General features: G+C 68.6%; 12 protein-coding genes. 5 read left to right on the top strand and 7 right to left on the bottom strand.

Going from position 1 to position 16,042, the window contains the following annotated elements:
- Window positions 1-145: 145 nt before the first annotated feature.
- The 3 genes from G3I71_RS22430 (at window position 146) to G3I71_RS22420 (ending at window position 3,440) form a co-directional block, all read left to right on the top strand.
- Window positions 146-1,210 carry a DUF3500 domain-containing protein gene (locus tag G3I71_RS22430; protein ID WP_203731039.1) on the top strand — a complete coding sequence of 355 codons (1,065 nt, stop codon included), beginning with the start codon at window positions 146-148 and terminating at the stop codon, window positions 1,208-1,210.
- Between the two features lie 452 nt (window positions 1,211-1,662).
- Window positions 1,663-2,295 (top strand): HupE/UreJ family protein, encoded by a 633-nt coding sequence (locus tag G3I71_RS22425; protein ID WP_164316623.1) that lies wholly within the window; start codon window positions 1,663-1,665, stop codon window positions 2,293-2,295.
- 368 nt (window positions 2,296-2,663) lie between these two features.
- Window positions 2,664-3,440 carry an NPP1 family protein gene (locus G3I71_RS22420; protein WP_164316622.1) on the top strand — a complete coding sequence of 259 codons (777 nt, stop codon included), beginning with the start codon at window positions 2,664-2,666 and terminating at the stop codon, window positions 3,438-3,440.
- A gap of 160 nt (window positions 3,441-3,600) precedes the next feature.
- Here the strand turns inward: G3I71_RS22420 and G3I71_RS22415 are convergent, their stop codons facing one another.
- The 4 genes from G3I71_RS22415 to G3I71_RS22400 all read right to left on the bottom strand — a co-directional run bounded on the left by G3I71_RS22415 (window position 3,601) and on the right by G3I71_RS22400 (window position 7,983).
- Entirely contained in the window at window positions 3,601-4,443 is an 843-nt protein-coding gene (locus tag G3I71_RS22415; protein WP_203731037.1) for a carbohydrate ABC transporter permease, read from the bottom strand.
- A 5-nt stretch (window positions 4,444-4,448) separates the two neighbouring features.
- Window positions 4,449-5,438 carry a carbohydrate ABC transporter permease gene (locus G3I71_RS22410; RefSeq protein WP_164316621.1) on the bottom strand — a complete coding sequence of 330 codons (990 nt, stop codon included), beginning with the start codon at window positions 5,436-5,438 and terminating at the stop codon, window positions 4,449-4,451.
- 66 nt (window positions 5,439-5,504) lie between these two features.
- Window positions 5,505-6,845 carry a sugar ABC transporter substrate-binding protein gene (locus G3I71_RS22405; protein WP_164316620.1) on the bottom strand — a complete coding sequence of 447 codons (1,341 nt, stop codon included), beginning with the start codon at window positions 6,843-6,845 and terminating at the stop codon, window positions 5,505-5,507.
- Between the two features lie 112 nt (window positions 6,846-6,957).
- Complete coding sequence (locus G3I71_RS22400; RefSeq protein ID WP_164316619.1) at window positions 6,958-7,983, bottom strand: LacI family DNA-binding transcriptional regulator; 1,026 nt, start codon at window positions 7,981-7,983, stop codon at window positions 6,958-6,960.
- Between the two features lie 180 nt (window positions 7,984-8,163).
- Between G3I71_RS22400 and G3I71_RS22395 the strand changes: the two genes are divergently transcribed.
- A complete protein-coding gene (locus tag G3I71_RS22395) occupies window positions 8,164-9,510 on the top strand; it encodes a mucin-1 (RefSeq protein ID WP_164316618.1) in 1,347 nt (448 codons plus the stop codon).
- 87 nt (window positions 9,511-9,597) lie between these two features.
- Here the strand turns inward: G3I71_RS22395 and G3I71_RS22390 are convergent, their stop codons facing one another.
- Window positions 9,598-10,662, bottom strand: coding sequence for an Lrp/AsnC family transcriptional regulator (locus G3I71_RS22390; protein ID WP_343243036.1), 1,065 nt, complete (start codon window positions 10,660-10,662; stop codon window positions 9,598-9,600).
- A gap of 241 nt (window positions 10,663-10,903) precedes the next feature.
- Between G3I71_RS22390 and G3I71_RS22385 the strand changes: the two genes are divergently transcribed.
- Entirely contained in the window at window positions 10,904-12,121 is a 1,218-nt protein-coding gene (locus G3I71_RS22385; RefSeq protein WP_203731035.1) for a S9 family peptidase, read from the top strand.
- Between the two features lie 223 nt (window positions 12,122-12,344).
- Here the strand turns inward: G3I71_RS22385 and G3I71_RS22380 are convergent, their stop codons facing one another.
- Complete coding sequence (locus G3I71_RS22380; protein WP_164316617.1) at window positions 12,345-14,345, bottom strand: RICIN domain-containing protein; 2,001 nt, start codon at window positions 14,343-14,345, stop codon at window positions 12,345-12,347.
- Window positions 14,346-14,514: 169 nt separating this feature from the next.
- Window positions 14,515-15,855, bottom strand: coding sequence for a jacalin-like lectin (locus tag G3I71_RS22375; protein ID WP_164316616.1), 1,341 nt, complete (start codon window positions 15,853-15,855; stop codon window positions 14,515-14,517).
- Between the last annotated feature and the right edge of the window lie 187 nt (window positions 15,856-16,042).

Raw genomic sequence — 16,042 nt, 5'->3', positions numbered from 1 at the left:
GGCAGAAGGCCTCTCCGAACTCGCAGTCGTTCGTACCGTTCGGCAGAGTTTTGGATTGCCTTCCGAGCCTTGTCTCAAAAGGAGCAGTAAATTGCCGAACAATAACGCGCACCGCAGGTCGGTTCGAGGCTGGAAGCGTGCGGGCATGGCCGTTTCCGCAGCGGCGGCCCTTTTCGTCGGTGCGGCGTACGCCGCGACGGCGAACGCCACGAACGTCGACAGCAGCACCTCGTCCACCGAGTCGTCGACCTCGACCACGTCGGCCACGGCGGTCTCGGACGTGGTGACCGCCGCCAACGCCTTCCTGGCCACTCTGGACGAGGACCAGCAGGCCGAGGTGCTCCTCGACTTCACGGAGGCGAACGCCACCGCCTGGTCGAACCTCCCGTGCGGATCGACCTGTCGGCCCGGCATCCAGCTGGGCTCGCTCAGCGACGAACAACTGACCGCCGCCAAGGCGGTACTGAAGGCGGCGACAGGCACCGGCACAGGTACCGGATACGACCAGATCTCGCAGATCCTGGCCGCGGACGACGTTCTCGGTGAGACCGCCAGCGGGTACGGCAGCGGTATCTACTTCCTGGCGTTCCTGGGCACCCCGAGCACGGACGGCACCTGGCAGGTGCACTTCGGCGGCCACCACCTCGCGGTGAACCTCACCTACAAGGACGGGGAGGCGGAGGGCATCAGCCCGTTCTTCATCGGGGTGGAGCCGACCAGCTGGACCGACGACGACGGCACCACATACGCACCCCTGTCCGGGATGCGCGACGGACTGCTGGACATGCTCGGGGGCCTGAGCACGACAGAGCTCGCGGAGGCGAAGCTCTCCGCGACGTACAGCGACGTGCTGGTCGGTCCGGGTGAGGACGGCGACTTCCCGGAGACCAAGGAGGGCCTCGCGGTCAGCGAGCTCACGGACGATCAGCAGGAACTGGTGCTCAACGCCATCGCACCGTGGGTCGAGGTGGCGGACGACACGACCGCCGCTTCCGTCCTGAGCACCTACGAGTCGGAGCTCGACGAGACCTACATCTCGTACTCCGGCGGCACCGATCTGGACGCCACGAGCGACTACGTCCGCATCGACGGACCGGGCGTCTGGATCGAGTTCGTCTGCCAGAACGGTCTGGTCTACCAGAACCAGATTCACTACCACACCATCTTCCGGGACCACAACACCGACTACGGTGGAGAGTTCACGTTCTGATGAACCGCCTGCCGATCTCGCTGTCATCAGCCTTGCGCGTGACGGTCGGGACGGCGGTGGCGGTCATGGCGGCGCTGCTTCTGGCAGCGCCGCCTGCCGTTGCGCATCTCCTGCCCAACTCGGTTCTCCTGCCAGCTGCCCGAGCGGGCCGCCGCGATGCACACCTGCCTGGCGGCCCAACTGCGGCCCACCGCCGTCGAGGGTGAAGCCCGGGCCGTGGCTTTCGGTGACGTCGCCCTGGCCGGACGGCACGGACGTCCACCGGTCGCTACCGTGAACTGGTCGGCCACGCCATCCCCACACCGCGTGCCGGCGGGGTCCCACGGCGATTCGTTCTCGACTGCGACGCAGTCGTCCAGGTCGGCGTCATTCGCATCGACACCCGAACCACGACGGTCGAGCCCCTGCCCGTCGACCTGGCGGTCGGCAGCACCTGGAGCGGCATTCACGCCGTGTTCCGACCCGGTGCGACCCATATCCTCGAATGCACGGACCACCTGCTGTTCCTGCACATCCTTCTGATTTCGACACCATTACGTGCTGTCGAAAAACGCCGGGGCGGGCTGACTGACGTCCGGACCACGCTGGGCCGCATATCCCGGACCACCCTCGTATTCACCGTCGGGCATTCCATGGCACTCGCTCTGAGCGATTTCGGGCATTTCGATATTCCGGCCCAGCCGGTCGAGGTGTTCATGGATCTCCGTATCCTCGTCGGCGACGCACACGCCATTCGTCCCCTCTTTCCGGGACGTGAGGCAGCCGTTGGCGGATTATTCGGGCTCGGACACGGCATGGCTTTCTCCCTCAGCCTGGCTGAAATGAATCTGTCGGCCACCCGACTCGCGCTGAGCCTGGGGGGATTCAACCCCGGCATCGAACGCATGCAGCTCCTGCTCGTTCTTCCCACCCTGCCGACCTTGATCTGCGTCACCCGGCTGCACGGGCACGCCGCCGCACGCACGGCCTGCGCGGAACCGACCGCCGTCGCCGCCCTGGGCCGGCTGCATCAAGCCGTCCAGAATGAGCGTCAGGCCTGCCTCGGACGCCGAGTCGTGATCGATCGGTGGCCAGCCGGCCGGTAGCTCCGTGGTGTTGCCGGTACCGGTGTCCGCCCGCGCTTCCAGGACGCTGCCGACCTCGCCGCGCACCTTTCGAAGGAGGACCGTGGCGGCAACTGGCAACTCCCCGAGAACCCGGCACCGATCGGCACCGATCGGCACCGTCCCAAGAGCGGCCGGGGCAGCGGGAACCCGCAGGCCGTCATCACCAGGGCTCGGGCCGGACATCCCTGTCCGGCCGGGGCGCCGCGCCGGCGCCCGTGCCCATGAGTTGGGTCAAGAGCCGCTGTGAGTTTGGCAGAAAGCCCTTCCAGTGATCGCTCCGCCTGTCAGTCTCCATCCCGACCCGGATGTCATGTCCGGGATGAACGGATCGAAGACTGGAGCACCCCTTGCCCCGAGCCGTCAGCAGCGGACGGAATTTCCGTCTCGCCAGAGCCGCCGCCGTCGCCGGTAGCGCTGTCGTCCTGACCGTTGCCCTGCCCTTCACCGCTTCCGCGGGCGTCCTGCAGAACCTCCCCGAGAACGCGACCACCTTCCAGAAGTACTTCGAGCCCGTGTACGACTACGACACGGACAGCTGCTACCCGGCCGCCGCCATCGACGCGAACGGCAACCTCAACGGCGGCCTCAAGCCGACCGGCCCGATCACCGGCCAGTGCCGCGACGGTCACCTCGGCCTGGCCAACACCTATTCGCGGGCCAAGTGCAACAACGGCTGGTGCGGGATCGTCTACGCCAGCTACTTCGAGAAGGACGAGGCCTCGCCGGGGATCGGGCACCGGCACGACTGGGAGTGCATGGTCGTCTGGGTCCAGCAGGGCGCGGACACACCGTCCTACCTGTCGGCCTCCGCCCACGGCGGGTTCAGTACTCACCCGATCGCCGACGTCCCGATGAGCGGCCAGCGCGTCGAGGCGGTCTACCACAAGGACGGCGTGAGCACCCACGCCTTCCGCTTCGCCAAGTGGGGCGAGACACCGGAGAACGACACCGGTGCCTGGCACCAGGAGAACCTGCTCACCTGGGACAACCTGGCGTCGAACCTGCGCGACACGCTGAACGCCTCCGACTGGGGCGACGCGAACTTCCCCCTGCAGGACTCCAAGTTCGCCGACCACCTCAACAAGGCCAAGCCGAGCGACATCACGTTCGACCCCTACGCCTGACGGGGACGACCGGGGGATGGATCGCCCTGATGGAGAGGGGGCCGATCCCTCCCCCGGTTCGCCGTCTCGGGCGCAGCGGAGCGGGGCCGCCTGTTACCCGTACCCGTACGCGCACCCGTCCGCGTCGCTCGGCGAGGGGGCGGAAGACGGCGACGCTCTCTCAGCCCTTGACCGCGGAGCTGGCCACACCTTGGACGAACCAGCGCTGGAAGAAGACGAAGACCACCAGTACGGGCAGGACGAGCAGGACGCCGAAGGCGAGGATCTGGCCCCAGTCCGGGGGCTGTTGGCCCTGGAAGACGCTGATCTCCAGGGGGAGCGGGCGTACCGAGGGATCGGAGACCATCAGGACCGGCCACAGGAAGGAGCCCCACTGGATGAGGAAGGTGAGGATCGCGACCGAGGCGAACGCGGGCTTCGACATCGGGACGATGATCGCGAAGAAGGTGCGCCAGGGGCCTGCGCCATCCAGCTTGGCGGCCTCCTCGATGCTCGGCGGGATCTGCCGGAAGAACGTGTGGAACTGGTAGACGGAGAAGGCGTTGGCGATGAACGGCAGCGCCTGGATGTAGGTCGTGTTGCGCTGGCCGTTGAACATGTAGAAGAGCGGCACGGCCACCGACTCGAACGGGACCAGCATCAACAGCAGGACGAGGGTGAAGAGGGCCCGCCGTCCGCGTCCCTTCAGCAGGGAAAGGCCGTACGCCGCCATTGAGTTGACGAACAGCCCGCCCGTCACCACCACGAAGGCCAGCAGCACCGAGATGCCCATGAACTGCCAGAAGTAGCCGGTGCTGTCCGAGTTGAGGCTGTCGAGGACGGCGGAGTAGTTGTCGAAGGACAAGTGGGTGGGCAGGAAGCCGGACAGCCCGTTCAGGACCTCGTCGGACGGCTTGAGGCTGCCCAGGAACAGGTAGAGGGCGGGCAGTGCGAAGACGAACGCCAGGACGCTGAGGACGGTGTAGTCGAGGACCAGGCGGACGGGAGGGCGGGTCATGGCCATGGCTGTCAGTCCTCGTTGTCGGACCGCACGAGGCGGCGCTGGACGATCGTCAGGACGAGGACGATCAGGAAGAACACAACGGTGATCGCGGACGCCTGGCCGACGTTGTTCTGGTCGAAGGCGGTGGTCACGGCCTGGTACATGACCGTACGGGCGGCGTCCTCGGCCAGACCGCCGCCGCGGATGAGGATGTACACCTGGTCGAAGACCCGGAAGGACATCACCGAGGTCAGCAGCGCGACGAAGACGAGCGTGCCGCGGATCCCGGGCAGGGTGACATGCCGGAACTGCTGCAGGCGACTCGCCCGGTCCAGTTCGGCGGCCTCGTACAGCTCACCCGGGATCTGCTGAAGGCCGGCCAGCAGGATGACCATCTGGAAGCCGACGCCCTGCCACACCGACAGCACGATGATCGAGGCCATCGCGGTGGCACTGTCGCCGAGCCAGTCGAAGGCACCCCAGTTGCCGAAACTCACTGTGTCCAGCAGGGAGTTGAGCATGCCCTGCTCGCTGCGGGCGAGGATCAGCCGCCAGATCACGGCGACCAGCGCCATCGGGAAGACGACCGGCATGAAGAACAGGGACCGGAACAGACCGATGGCCTTGAGCTTGCGGTTGAGGAGGATCGCGAGGCCGAGGGCGAGACCGGTCTGCAGCGGTACGACCACCACGGCGAAGGTCAGGTTGTTCAGCAGCGCCCGCAGGAACGGGCCTGACTGGTCGGGATCGGTGAACAGGCGCCGGTAGTGCTCCACGCCGAAGAACGACGGCTCCAGCGGGGAGCCGAGTCGCACGTTGTAGAAGGAGAGCACGACGGCGTAGCCGAAGGGGATGCCGACGAACGCGATCAGCCCGCCGACGGCCGGGGCGGCCATGAGCAGTCCGTGCAGCCAGTCCCGGTTCTTGCGCCCCGCCCTCGGGAGCTTCACGGACGGCCCGGAGGAGGCCTGCTCCGCGCCCGGTGCCGCGGTGTGCGCGGGTTCCACGGTTTTCACGGGTGTGGGTCCTTTTCCTGACGGGGCGGGCACGGCGTGTCGCGTGCCCGCCCCGGGCGTCGGTTCCTACGGGATCTTGTAGCCGGCGTTGTCGGAGTAGTCCTGGTCGATGGCGCGGGCGGCCTTCTCCAGGGCCGACTTCGGGTCCGTACCGCTGTAGATCGAGTTCAGGGCCTGGTAGAACTTCGCGGTGACCGTGGGATATCCGGCGGTCACCGGACGGGTGACGGCGACACAGGACTTGCTGATGTCGGTGTCGCCGCACGGCTTGGCGAGCTGGTCGGCGAAGAGCTGGAGCGGACCGCCCTGCTTGTACAGCTCACTCTTGGCGAGCGTGGTCTTGGTGCCGGGGACCGAGCCGTTGGCCTTCGTCATGGCACCGACGCTGGTGTCGCCCAGGAGGTAGTCCATGAAGGCGCCCGCGGCCTTGGCGTTCTTGGTGCCGGCGCCGATGCCCCAGGCCCAGGAGCCCTGGCCGGTCTTGGGGCCGTTGCCGAAGTCGGGCAGCGGCAGGACGACGAGGTCGTCGCCGAGGGCCTCGCTGTAGGCGGGGTACGTCCAGTTGCCGACCCAGCTCAGCGCCACCCTGCCCTTGGCGAAGGCGTTGCCGTCGGTGTTGGCGTCGACGTACGTCTTCCAGGACTGGAAGGTCTTCATCGCCGAGACCACCGCCGGGCTGTCGAGGGCGCCCTCGGCCTTGCCGTCCTTCAGCAGGGCACCGCCGGCCGACCAGACGATCGGGGAGAAGCCGTAGGTGCCCCACTCGGAGGCCAGACCGTACTGCTCGGAGATGTCGAGAACCTTGCCGTCGGCGTCCTTGGCCTTGAGCGCCTTGAGCGCGGCTGTGAACTCGGCGGCGGTCCAGGCGTCGGACACGCCCGTCGGGTACTTCACGCCGGCCGCGTCCAGCAGCTTCTTGTTGCCCCACACGCCGAGTCCGGAGTCGAACATGCCCAGGCCGTAGTGCTTGCCGTCGATCTCACCCTGCGCCTTGACGGCGTCGGTGGCGTTGTCGAGGGTCTTGGCGGAGACGTGGTCGTCGAGCGGGGCGAGCTTGCTGTTGTAGACGAAGCTGGCCATCGTCGGGCCGTCGAACTCCATCACGTCCGGCAGCTCGGAGGCGCTGGTGGCGGTCATGGTCTTGGTGTAGTCGTTCTCGGGGATCAGTTTCAGCTCGGCCTTGATGTCGCTCTGAGAGGAGTTGAAGGACTTCACCGCGTTCTGCAACGCGGCGGCCTCGCTCGCCTGACCCTGGTGGGCCCAGACGCTGATCGTCCCCTTGCCGCTGCCCTCCTCGGCGGAGGTCGCGCCGCCGCCTCCACCGCAGGCGGCCAGTGCGGCCAAAGACAGGGCGAGGGTCAGGCTCGTACAGACCGTGCGGCGGAACCTTCTGCTTCCGGCGTTCATGGACGGTGCCTCCGTGCTGGGTGAGGGTTCGGGTACTCGGCACTTCGAGTCGCGCGGGTGTGGGGAATGGGGTTCGAGGGGGCCGGTGGGGGTGCCTGGTGGCCGGCCGGGGTCACAGGAGCGTGCGAGGACTCGGTGGAGCGGTGGTCTCCCGCAGCACCAGGCGGATGGGCATCCGCACCTGGCCTGTCGGTGCCGGTTCGGCATCCGGTTCGTCGAGCTGTCGCAGCAGCAGCCGGGCGGCCTCCGCGCCCTGCGCCGGTACCGGCTGGGCGATGGTGGTCAGACCGATGACCTCGGCGAGTTCGTGGTCGTCGAAGCCGATCACCGACACGTCGTCGGGCGCCCTCAGCCGATGGCGGCGCAGGGCACGCAGCGCACCCATCGCCATCTCGTCGGACTGGGCGAACACCGCTGTCGGCGGGCGGGAGACGGCGAGCAACTCGGTCATCGCCCGCTCGCCGCCCTCGACGGTGTAGCCACCGTCGGCCTCCAACGCCGGGTCGTGGGCGATACCCGCCTCGGCGAGCACGTCCAGGTATCCCTGACGGCGGGCGATCGGAGTGGTCCAGTGCAGCGGCTCACTCTCCCCGGAGATCATGCCGATGCGGCGGTGGCCGAGGTTGACCAGGTGTCGTACGGCGCTGGTGGCACCGGCGTGGTCGTCGATGCCCACCACGGTGAAGCCGTCCCGGGCGCCGCCGACGGTGGTGGCCAGCGGCACTCCGAGGGAGCGCAGCGCCTCTTCCTCCTCCAGGTCCGGGATGAGCAGCGAGAGGACGGCGTCCACCCGCTTGCGCACCGGCAGCCTGGTGAAGAAGCGTTTGCGTGCCTCCGGCGAACCCAGGTTGTACAGCAGCACGTCGTAACCGGCCGCGCTGAACACCGTCTCGGCCGCGTCGAGCACGGTGCCGAAGAACCAGCGGCCGATGTACGGGGCGACGACCCCGATGGTGAACGTGCGCCCGCTGGCGAGGCTGGAAGCCGACCGCGAGGCGGTGTAGCCGAGTTGGGCGGCGACGGCCGCGATCTGCGCCCGCACCTCGTCGGAGACTCCTGGCCGGCCGCGCAGCGCGCGGGACACGGTGGATGTGGAGACCCCGGCGACGCGGGCGACGTCGGTAATGCTGACCGTCACGGCTTCTTCCTCCCGTCGGTTTCACACCGATGTGATCTGTGGGTGACGAGACCGTAAACCCGCCCTCGTTGTTGCGCAAGCGTTTGCGTTCGGTTTTACTGGGGCCGATTCTCAAGTGAGACCTTCGAGGTCAATGCTCAGCGCATGCGTTTGGGCGCTGCGAGCCGACAGGAACTGTGCATGCGATACGCCCCGCCCGGCCTCTGCGTGAACGACTTCGCCCTGCTGCGCGACGACGACGGCACCTATGCCGTACTGCACCTGCAGGGCCCCTGGACCGCCGAGTTCGACCACTTGCGGATGGAGACCTCCTACGGCCGGGCCACCTCCACCGACCTGGTCTCCTGGCAGCCCCGCGGCACCGCGTTCGGCAACGGCCTGCCCGGCCGCTTCGACCAGCAGGCCGTGTGGACCATGCACCCCGTGCGGCACGGCCACGGAATGGCCATGTTCTACACCGGCGTCCTCGGCCTCACCCCGGGCGGCTGGCCGTTGCAGTCGGTCGGTCTCGCGTACTCCGACCGCACCGACGGCACCGGCTGGCGTCGGCACGGCACCGGGCCGGTCGTCGAGGCGGACGCGCGCTGGTACCGCACCGGTGAACGCATGGGCTGGCGCGACCCGTTCGTCGTACGCGACGACGAGTCCGAGGGCTGGGTCATGGTGGTCTGCGCCGCCGACGCCTCACTGCCCGTCGAGGTCGGCGGGTGTGTCGCCTGGGCCACCTCGGACGACCTGGAGCACTGGACCGTCCAGCCGCCGCTCATATCCCCCGGTGACGTCGACGAGTTGGAGTGCCCCGTCCTGGAGCGTCTTGACGACGGCAGCTGGCTTCTGCTGGGCGCCATCGGCGCCACTCGCGGCTTCGAGGCGTGGACCTCGCCACGACTGCGGGGCCCGTGGACCCGCCACGGCGCGCTCGGCCCGACCGGCTCCTACGCCCCCCGCGTCGTCCACGCCCCCGACGGCTCCCGCGTCGTGCTGCACACCACCCCCCGACGCGTGAACCTCACCGACTCCGGTGAACGCTGCCGCGGCATGCTCGCCCAGCCCAAACTCCTGGTCACCGCCCCGGACGAGGCACCCCGTCTGGAATGGTGGCCCGGCCTGAACACCTTTCTCGGGGAGGAGACCGAACAGGCCGCACTGCACGCGGTCGGTGACCTCACCCTCACCGGCCGCGTCGAGATCACCCTGCGCACCGACACTCCCGACGGCGGCCGTCCGGCGCTGCTCGTCGGATGCGACGGCAAGAACCTCTGGATCACAGGCCCGGACGGGGACCGGCTGGGCGAGACGGTGCTGACCGAGCCGGCCGAGAGTCTGCGCATCCTCACCATCGGCGAATACGTCGAGGTCTACGCCGACGGCGTCTTCGCCCTGACCACCCTGTGCTACTCGGGCCACGCCGCTCCGTGGACGTTCACGGCAAAGGGCCGTACCCACACCGTCCCCGTCCGCCCCGTCCGCCTGCCCGACCCCGACCGCGACGACGCCTCGGCCGTCTGGCCCGGGCCTTCCCACTGATCTCCGGGTGGGAGTTGTTGGCGTACAGGAGATCCTGGTCCACCACGCGGTGCTCCGGCTGCGCCGCCACCGACTCGCTACCCTTGATCACGTCATTCGGGTGGCAAGGGGGACGAAGCCGGTGGCGCGACTGTGTTCGCCCAGCAGTCGGCCCATGCGCTTGACCGCGCGAAGCGTCACCGCCCGGTCGATCACCCGCAGGTCCGGGAAACGGTTCTCCAGCGTGGTCTCGAGAGCCCGGCCGTCCGCGACCGAGCGGAGCCAGGCCTGCACGAGCAGGTTGGCCTCGCCGGTCACGGCGACGCACAGGCGTACCTCGGGCATTCTGTTCAGTTCGTGGCCCACCCGATCCAGCTGTGCGGCCGGCACCTGGGCACGGAATATCATGGTGACCGGCCAGCCTGCCAGCTCGTGCGCGAAGTCGCACCGGAACACCAGGACGCCGGCGTCGACGAGCTGATGGACGCGTCGGCGCACGGTGTGTTCCGGGACGCCGAGCGAGCTCGCCATACTCGCGTAGGAGGCGCGGCCGTCCGTGCTGAGCACGGCCAGCAGCGGGATGTCGGCCTCGCACGGGTCGGCCTCGGTGGCACGGCCATTGCCGGCGGTGACGTCGAGCGAGGCTCTTTGCCGTGGTTCCAGGCTCCCCACCTGCCACTCGCGGCCCTCCCGGGTGGCCAGCCGCAGCCGGGCACCGGTCACTCCCGGCAGCGCGCCGATGTCGTGTGTGGTCACGTCCGCGAGAGTGGCCAGGTCCAGGGCGCTGACGGTGAGGATCAGGTCGCAACTGCCCGTCACGTGGTCGACGCTGAGCACCCAGCCGAGTTCGGCCAGCCGCCGCGCCGTCTCGACGGTGTCGCCCGGCCGACAGTCGACCTCGACGAGTCCGACCGTCGTGACGCCGAACACCGGATAGGCGGTCAGCCACGCCAGCCCGGCCGTCGTCAGCCGTTCCCACTGGCGGGCCGCGGCCGAACCGCTGATCCCGAGCGCCGCTCCGATCGTGGCCCATGCGGCACGGGGCCGCAGCTGCAACGCATCGATCAGGGCGAGGTCGCCCTCCTGGAAGCAGCCGCCGCCTGCCCGCACTTCGTGCCCCTGCCGGGCCGGGGCCGACGGATGGGCCGAGGCCTCGGGCTCCTTCGCGATCACCTTACGGAGTGTGGCCCGAATCCGGCTTCGACTCCAGTCGGGATTACGCGCCAGGGCCGGCCGGCAGTCGGAATCACGCAATTCAGTGACCGGTCGCACGCCCACCGTGACCATGGGCCGCAGTGAGACCCGGATCCGGCGGGACACCCACCTCCCGGTGCGGAACGGCACCGGGGCAGCTCAGCGGATCGACGAATGCTCGCATCCTCACCTGCGGCATTACCGGGAAAGGCGGAACTCGATGAAGGTTCGAGACCCGAAGAGCGAGGCGATGGGCCGATTCGGACACGCGGTTCTGCTGGGCCTGGTGCTCGTCCTGGCCATCGGCACCGCGAGTGCCGGCTCGGCCGCGGTGGCGGCCGACAGCCGATCCGTCGAGGCGGTCGCCTCGGAGCCCGCCGGTTCGGTGCTCGCGGTCGCGCCGTTGCGTCAAGAGCTCTGGCTGCCCGGCACCGGCGAGGCGGTCGTCCTGACCTACGTCACCCAGAACACGTTCGGGGAGTCGGGTACCAGCACGGGCGTCGTCTTCCTGCCCGAAGGGGAGGCGCCCCAGGGCGGCTGGCCGGTCATCTCCTGGGCGCACGGCACCTCCGGCCTCGGAGACTCCTGCGCTCCGTCGGTGATGGGCCCGGCACTGCCCGAGCGCGACCGCGACCACCTGGCGAAGTTCCTCGCCCAGGGCTACGCGATCGTCGCCAGTGACTACGCAGGCCTGGGCACCCCAGGGCTGCACGCGTACCTCGACGGCAGGACCACCGCACACAACGTCGTCGACATGGTCAAGGCCGGCTACCAGTGGGCGAGCACTCTTCCTGCCGGCCGGCACCTGGCCCGTAAGTGGGTCGCTGTCGGGCAGTCCCAGGGCGGCGGCGCAGCGATCTACACCGCCCGGTACGCAACCGAGTTCGGCGGATCCGGCCTCGACTACCGAGGCGCGGTCGGCACCGGCACCCCGGCGTACATCGAGAACCTGCTGTTGCCCATCGGGCCGAAGCTGCCGCCGGTCGCTCTCACTCCGGGACTCACCGCCTACCTGACCTACCTCTTCGCCAGCCTGAGGTTCTCCCACCCTGAGCTCGGCATTGACGACGTCCTCACCGACACCGGCCGCAAGTACCTCACGATGGCCGAGACCGAGTGTGTCGTCGAGTTCGAGGGACACCTGAAGGGCGTCTCGATCGGCGACTACTTCACCACGCTACTGGCGACCCTGCCGAACTTCGGCTCGACGGTGAACGCCTACATGAAGATGCCCGAGGACGGGTTCGACAAGCCGTTCTTCATGGGCCACGGCATCCTCGACACCGACGTCCCCTACGCGACCACACTGCTCTATGTGGCCGCGCTGAAACTGCACTCCCAGCCGGTCACGTTCCGCAGCTACCTGTCCGATCACAGCGGCACTCTCGTCCAGTCGGAGAGGGACACCGCGCCGTTCATCGCGAAGCTGTTCAGCTGAGATGCGAGACCTGCTCCCTTGCGCTCACCCGCAAGGGAGCGGGTCTCAGGTCGTCGAGGAGCGGGACGAAGGACGAGCGGTTCACGCCGACAACGCGCCCACGAGCTTTCCCATGCCTGCTGCCTGCTGCCTGCTGCCTGTTGACGACGACGACGCCCGCCGCCGGGACCGGCTTGACGGCCGGCCCGGCGACGGGCGTCGTGGTGGAGCAGGTCAGGTCAGGTCAGTTGAGGGTCCACTGCTGGTTGGTCTGGCCGTTGCAGGTCCACAGGAGCAGCTTGGTGCCGTTGGTGGTCGCCGCCAGCTCGGCATCGAGGCACAGGCCCGACAGGTCGTTGGTGACGGTGCCGTCGGAGTTGACGGTCCATTTCTGGTTGGTGCCGCCGGTGCAGTCCCAGATGATGACCTTGGTGCCGTTGGTGGTGCCGGCGCCGTCGGCGTCCAGGCACTTGTTGCCGTAGACGACGAGCTCACCTCGGGAGGTCTGGGTGAAGGTCTCGTTCTGCCCGCCGAAGCAGTCCCACAGGATGGCCTGGGAGGCGTCGGTGACGGTGTTCTTCTCCAGGCCGGCACAGCGGCTCGAGGCGGCGCCGACAAGGGTGACGCCGTTCGTGCCGGGGATGGCCTGGACGCGGATCGCGTCGATGTCGGGCGTGGTGCTGCCGGAGACCGCCGCGAAGCGCACGGTGTTGGTGCCCTTGCCCAGGTGCGCCAGGACGGACACCGTACGGTAGGTCGTGGCCGAGCCGGTCGGCGGGAAGGCGACGAGCTGGCTGTACTGGCCGTTGACCTGGATGGTGGCCTTGCGGGCGGTGCTGCCGCCGTTGGCGTAGGTGATGTCCACCAGCTTGGTGCCGGCCGCGCCGGTCGTGACGGCGCTGAAGGTGGGCGTGGTGGCCGTGGTGGTGTCCTCGTAGGTCGACCCTGACGCCTCGGTGCCGGAGACGGTGAGCAGGACAGCGTCGTTCGCCGGGACGGTGGTGGAGTAACTCGTGGCGCTGGAACCGGCGTTGGTGGCCGTCCAGGCATTGCGCACCGACGCGGAGGCACTGGTCAGGCCGAGGTCGGCCCAGCGTACGGTCATCGAGGCGGAGGAGGACGTGCGGTTGAGCAGCAGTACCGCGCGCTTGCCCGTGCCGGCGAGGACCTTGCCGTACACCTGAAGGTTGCGGGTGTCCTCGGCGACCTTGACGCCCTGCAACCCGCGGGTGTCCTGGTCGATGGCGATGACCTCGCGGTTGGTGAGGATGTCGCGGGTGGCGGTGCTCATCGTGGCGAGGTTGTTGCCGGCCAGCAGCGGGGCGCCGGAGATCGCCCACAGCCCCATGTGCAGCCGGTTCTGGGCGGCGGTCAGACCGCTCATGCCGACCATCAGCATGTCGGGGTCGTTGTAGTACCCGGTGTGCTGGGCGGCCGGGTGCAGGCCGCGGTCGAAGTTGGTGAGCATCATGCCCGTGGTCGCGGTCTGGCCCCACAGGATGACGTCGGTGCTCGTGCGCCACAGGTCGCCGTATCCGGAGGCCCAGTTCCACGGCAGCCCGGTGCCCCACTCGCAGAAGGACAGCACGAGCTTGTGGCCGGTCACGGCGGTCGCGGCGTCGTTGGCGGCGGCGATCGCCTTGTACGTCGTCTCCGGGTCGAGGCCCTCGACCTTGCCGCCGCACCAGTCGATCTTGACGTAGTCGAAGCCCCAGCGCTGGAAGGTCTCCAGGTCCTGCTGGTAGTGGCCCTCCATACCGGTGTTGGGGGCCGCGTCGCGGGTGGTGGGGTAGTAGTAGCCGCAGCCGTTCTTGCCCGCGTCGCTGTAGATGCCGGCCTTGAGACCCTTGCTGTGGATGTAGTCGGCGACGGCCTTCATGCCGGTCGGCCACAGATCCGCGTCAACGGTGATGGTGCCGTCGGAGGCGCGGTCGCCCTGCCACCAGCCGTCGTCGAGGTTGACGTACTGGTAGCCGGCCGCCCCCATGCCGGAGGAGACCAGAGCGTCGGTCTGCTGCTTGATGACGTCGAAGTCGATACTGCTGGCGAAGCTGTTCCAGGACGCCCAGCCCATCGACGGCGGAGTGACGGCGACCTGGGTGGTGCTGACGGCGGCCGGCTCGGTGACCGGCGACGCCGATGAATCACGGTCGGCCACGGCCGTCAGGCCGGCCAGCGCGAGAGTGAGGGCGAGGACGCGCATGGTGATGCGTCTGGCCCAGCCGGGCGCGAGGGGGTACGACATGGAAAGCCTTTCCTGATCAGCACGCGAGGCGGAAGGCCGCGCACCGTTGGTCGATATGCCGAACATGGTTCGGTGAATCGGTCAGAAGGTAGGGCGTAGCCATGTGCGCGTCAATCACCTCGTACATCATTGGTGAAATCTGTGCGCACAGGCCACGCCCGTCGGTCGCTCAGCGCTGGGTGTAGATGAAGCCGACCTTGTCGACCTCGTCACCGGAGCGCCCGTGGAATCCGGCGATCTGCCAGCCGGTCGGCGCGGTCCGGGTGACGCAGTCGGAGGTGGTGGTGCCGCCGGCCAGGGTGCGGCCGAGGTTGGTCGTGAACTTGGCGTAGAAGATCCGCGTGTTGGAGTCCTTGACGCCCTGGCACAGGTACGCCGTCGTCACGTACTCGGTGCTGCCCAGTGTCAGCGAGGAGGCGGTCCCGCCCGTTCCGCCGTGGGCGAGCGTGGTGCCGCTCGCCAGGGTGACACTCAGCTGGTCGACCCGGGAGCCGGCGCGCAGGGCGATGGTGGTGGCGCGGGCGCCGGCGGTGACACTGCCGATGTCGTTGTAGTAGTCGCCGTGCGGGCCACCGAACTGGTCGCTGAGCTGGAAGGCGGCATTGCGCGACCAGGTGAAGCCGGCGGTGAGCGGGTCGTGGTCGGAGAGCATGAGCCCGGCGTCGGTGAGGAACTTGGCGTGCTCGTTGTTGTAGGACGTGGCGTTGAGCGAGACGAGTTTGCTGCCGCGGTAGAGGACCTTGTCGACGACTTCGCAGGTGTTGGGGACGGTGGTCCCGGTCTGGTCGCAGACCAGGGCGTCGCTGCCCTTGACGGGCGGTGTACCGCCGCGGATCAGCTGGACCCAGGCGTCGGTGAGGCCGTTGGCGGCGTTGAACTCGGCGATGGTGTCGCCGGAGCGGGTGTAGCGGGTGTTGGTGTCACCCATCACCACGACGGCGTTGCCGGCGGAGTGACCGGCGATGAAGTCGGAGAGCTGGCTGAGGTTCGCGGCGCGGGCGACGAGGTCGTCGTCGTTGGTACCGGCGTTGGTGTGCAGGTTGTAGAAGTCGACGTAGACACCCTCGGCGAGGCGCTCACGCATGAAGGTGAAGCCCTTGGGCGTCAGGCAGTCGCCGGAACCGTAGGTGCAGGCGTTCCAGCCGACCCGCTCGAAGTCGTCCTCGTCATAGGCGACCTTCGACAGCGTGTTGAGCCCGCTGCCGATGCCGGCGCCGCCGCTGGTGGCGGTGCGGTAGGCATGCGCGGTGTCGGCAGCGTAGAGGTAGGAGTGGTAGTTGAAGTCCTCCTGGACATTGACGATGTCGTACGGCGCTATGCGCTCGCCGATCGTCGTGGTGCTGGACTCGCGAGGCGTGGGGGCGCTGGAGATGGCCTCGGGCAGGCCGGCCACGTTGTAGGTCAGCACGCTGAAGCTGCCCGAGTCGGCGGCCGAGGCGGGCGGAGCGGCCACGGTGAGTCCGCCGACAACGGCGGCGCCGGCCGCCAGGCAGGCGAAGAGTCTGCGCATGGGGGAGTGTCTCCTGGGGAGGGAAAGCGGTTGCGGTGGGGACGTGGCAGAAGTTACCGCCGGTCACCCCAGGTTTGTCGAGAGGTTGGACGTTCATTCACAGGTGCGGCCCTGCCGTACATGGACGGTTCGGATCCCTGAAGGGGCCCGTTCACGGCAGGGAACACTCGACCGGCGAGCAACCGGC

It is taken from the genome of Streptomyces sp. SID12501, assembly GCF_010550245.1.
Classification (GTDB): Bacteria; Actinomycetota; Actinomycetes; order Streptomycetales; family Streptomycetaceae; genus Streptomyces.
The sequence above is the reverse complement of the archived record's forward strand: the minus strand, read 5'-3'. Positions and strand labels throughout refer to the sequence as shown.

Coding starts and splice junctions, on each gene's coding strand:
- G3I71_RS22430 (WP_203731039.1), top strand. CDS start 146: ATGGCCGTTTCCGCAGCGGCGGCCCTTTTCGTCGGTGCGGCGTACGCC.
- G3I71_RS22415 (WP_203731037.1), bottom strand. CDS start 4,443: ATGGCCATGACCCGCCCTCCCGTCCGCCTGGTCCTCGACTACACCGTC.
- G3I71_RS22405 (WP_164316620.1), bottom strand. CDS start 6,845: ATGAACGCCGGAAGCAGAAGGTTCCGCCGCACGGTCTGTACGAGCCTG.
- G3I71_RS22395 (WP_164316618.1), top strand. CDS start 8,164: ATGCGATACGCCCCGCCCGGCCTCTGCGTGAACGACTTCGCCCTGCTG.
- G3I71_RS22385 (WP_203731035.1), top strand. CDS start 10,904: ATGAAGGTTCGAGACCCGAAGAGCGAGGCGATGGGCCGATTCGGACAC.
- G3I71_RS22380 (WP_164316617.1), bottom strand. CDS start 14,345: ATGTCGTACCCCCTCGCGCCCGGCTGGGCCAGACGCATCACCATGCGC.
- G3I71_RS22375 (WP_164316616.1), bottom strand. CDS start 15,855: ATGCGCAGACTCTTCGCCTGCCTGGCGGCCGGCGCCGCCGTTGTCGGC.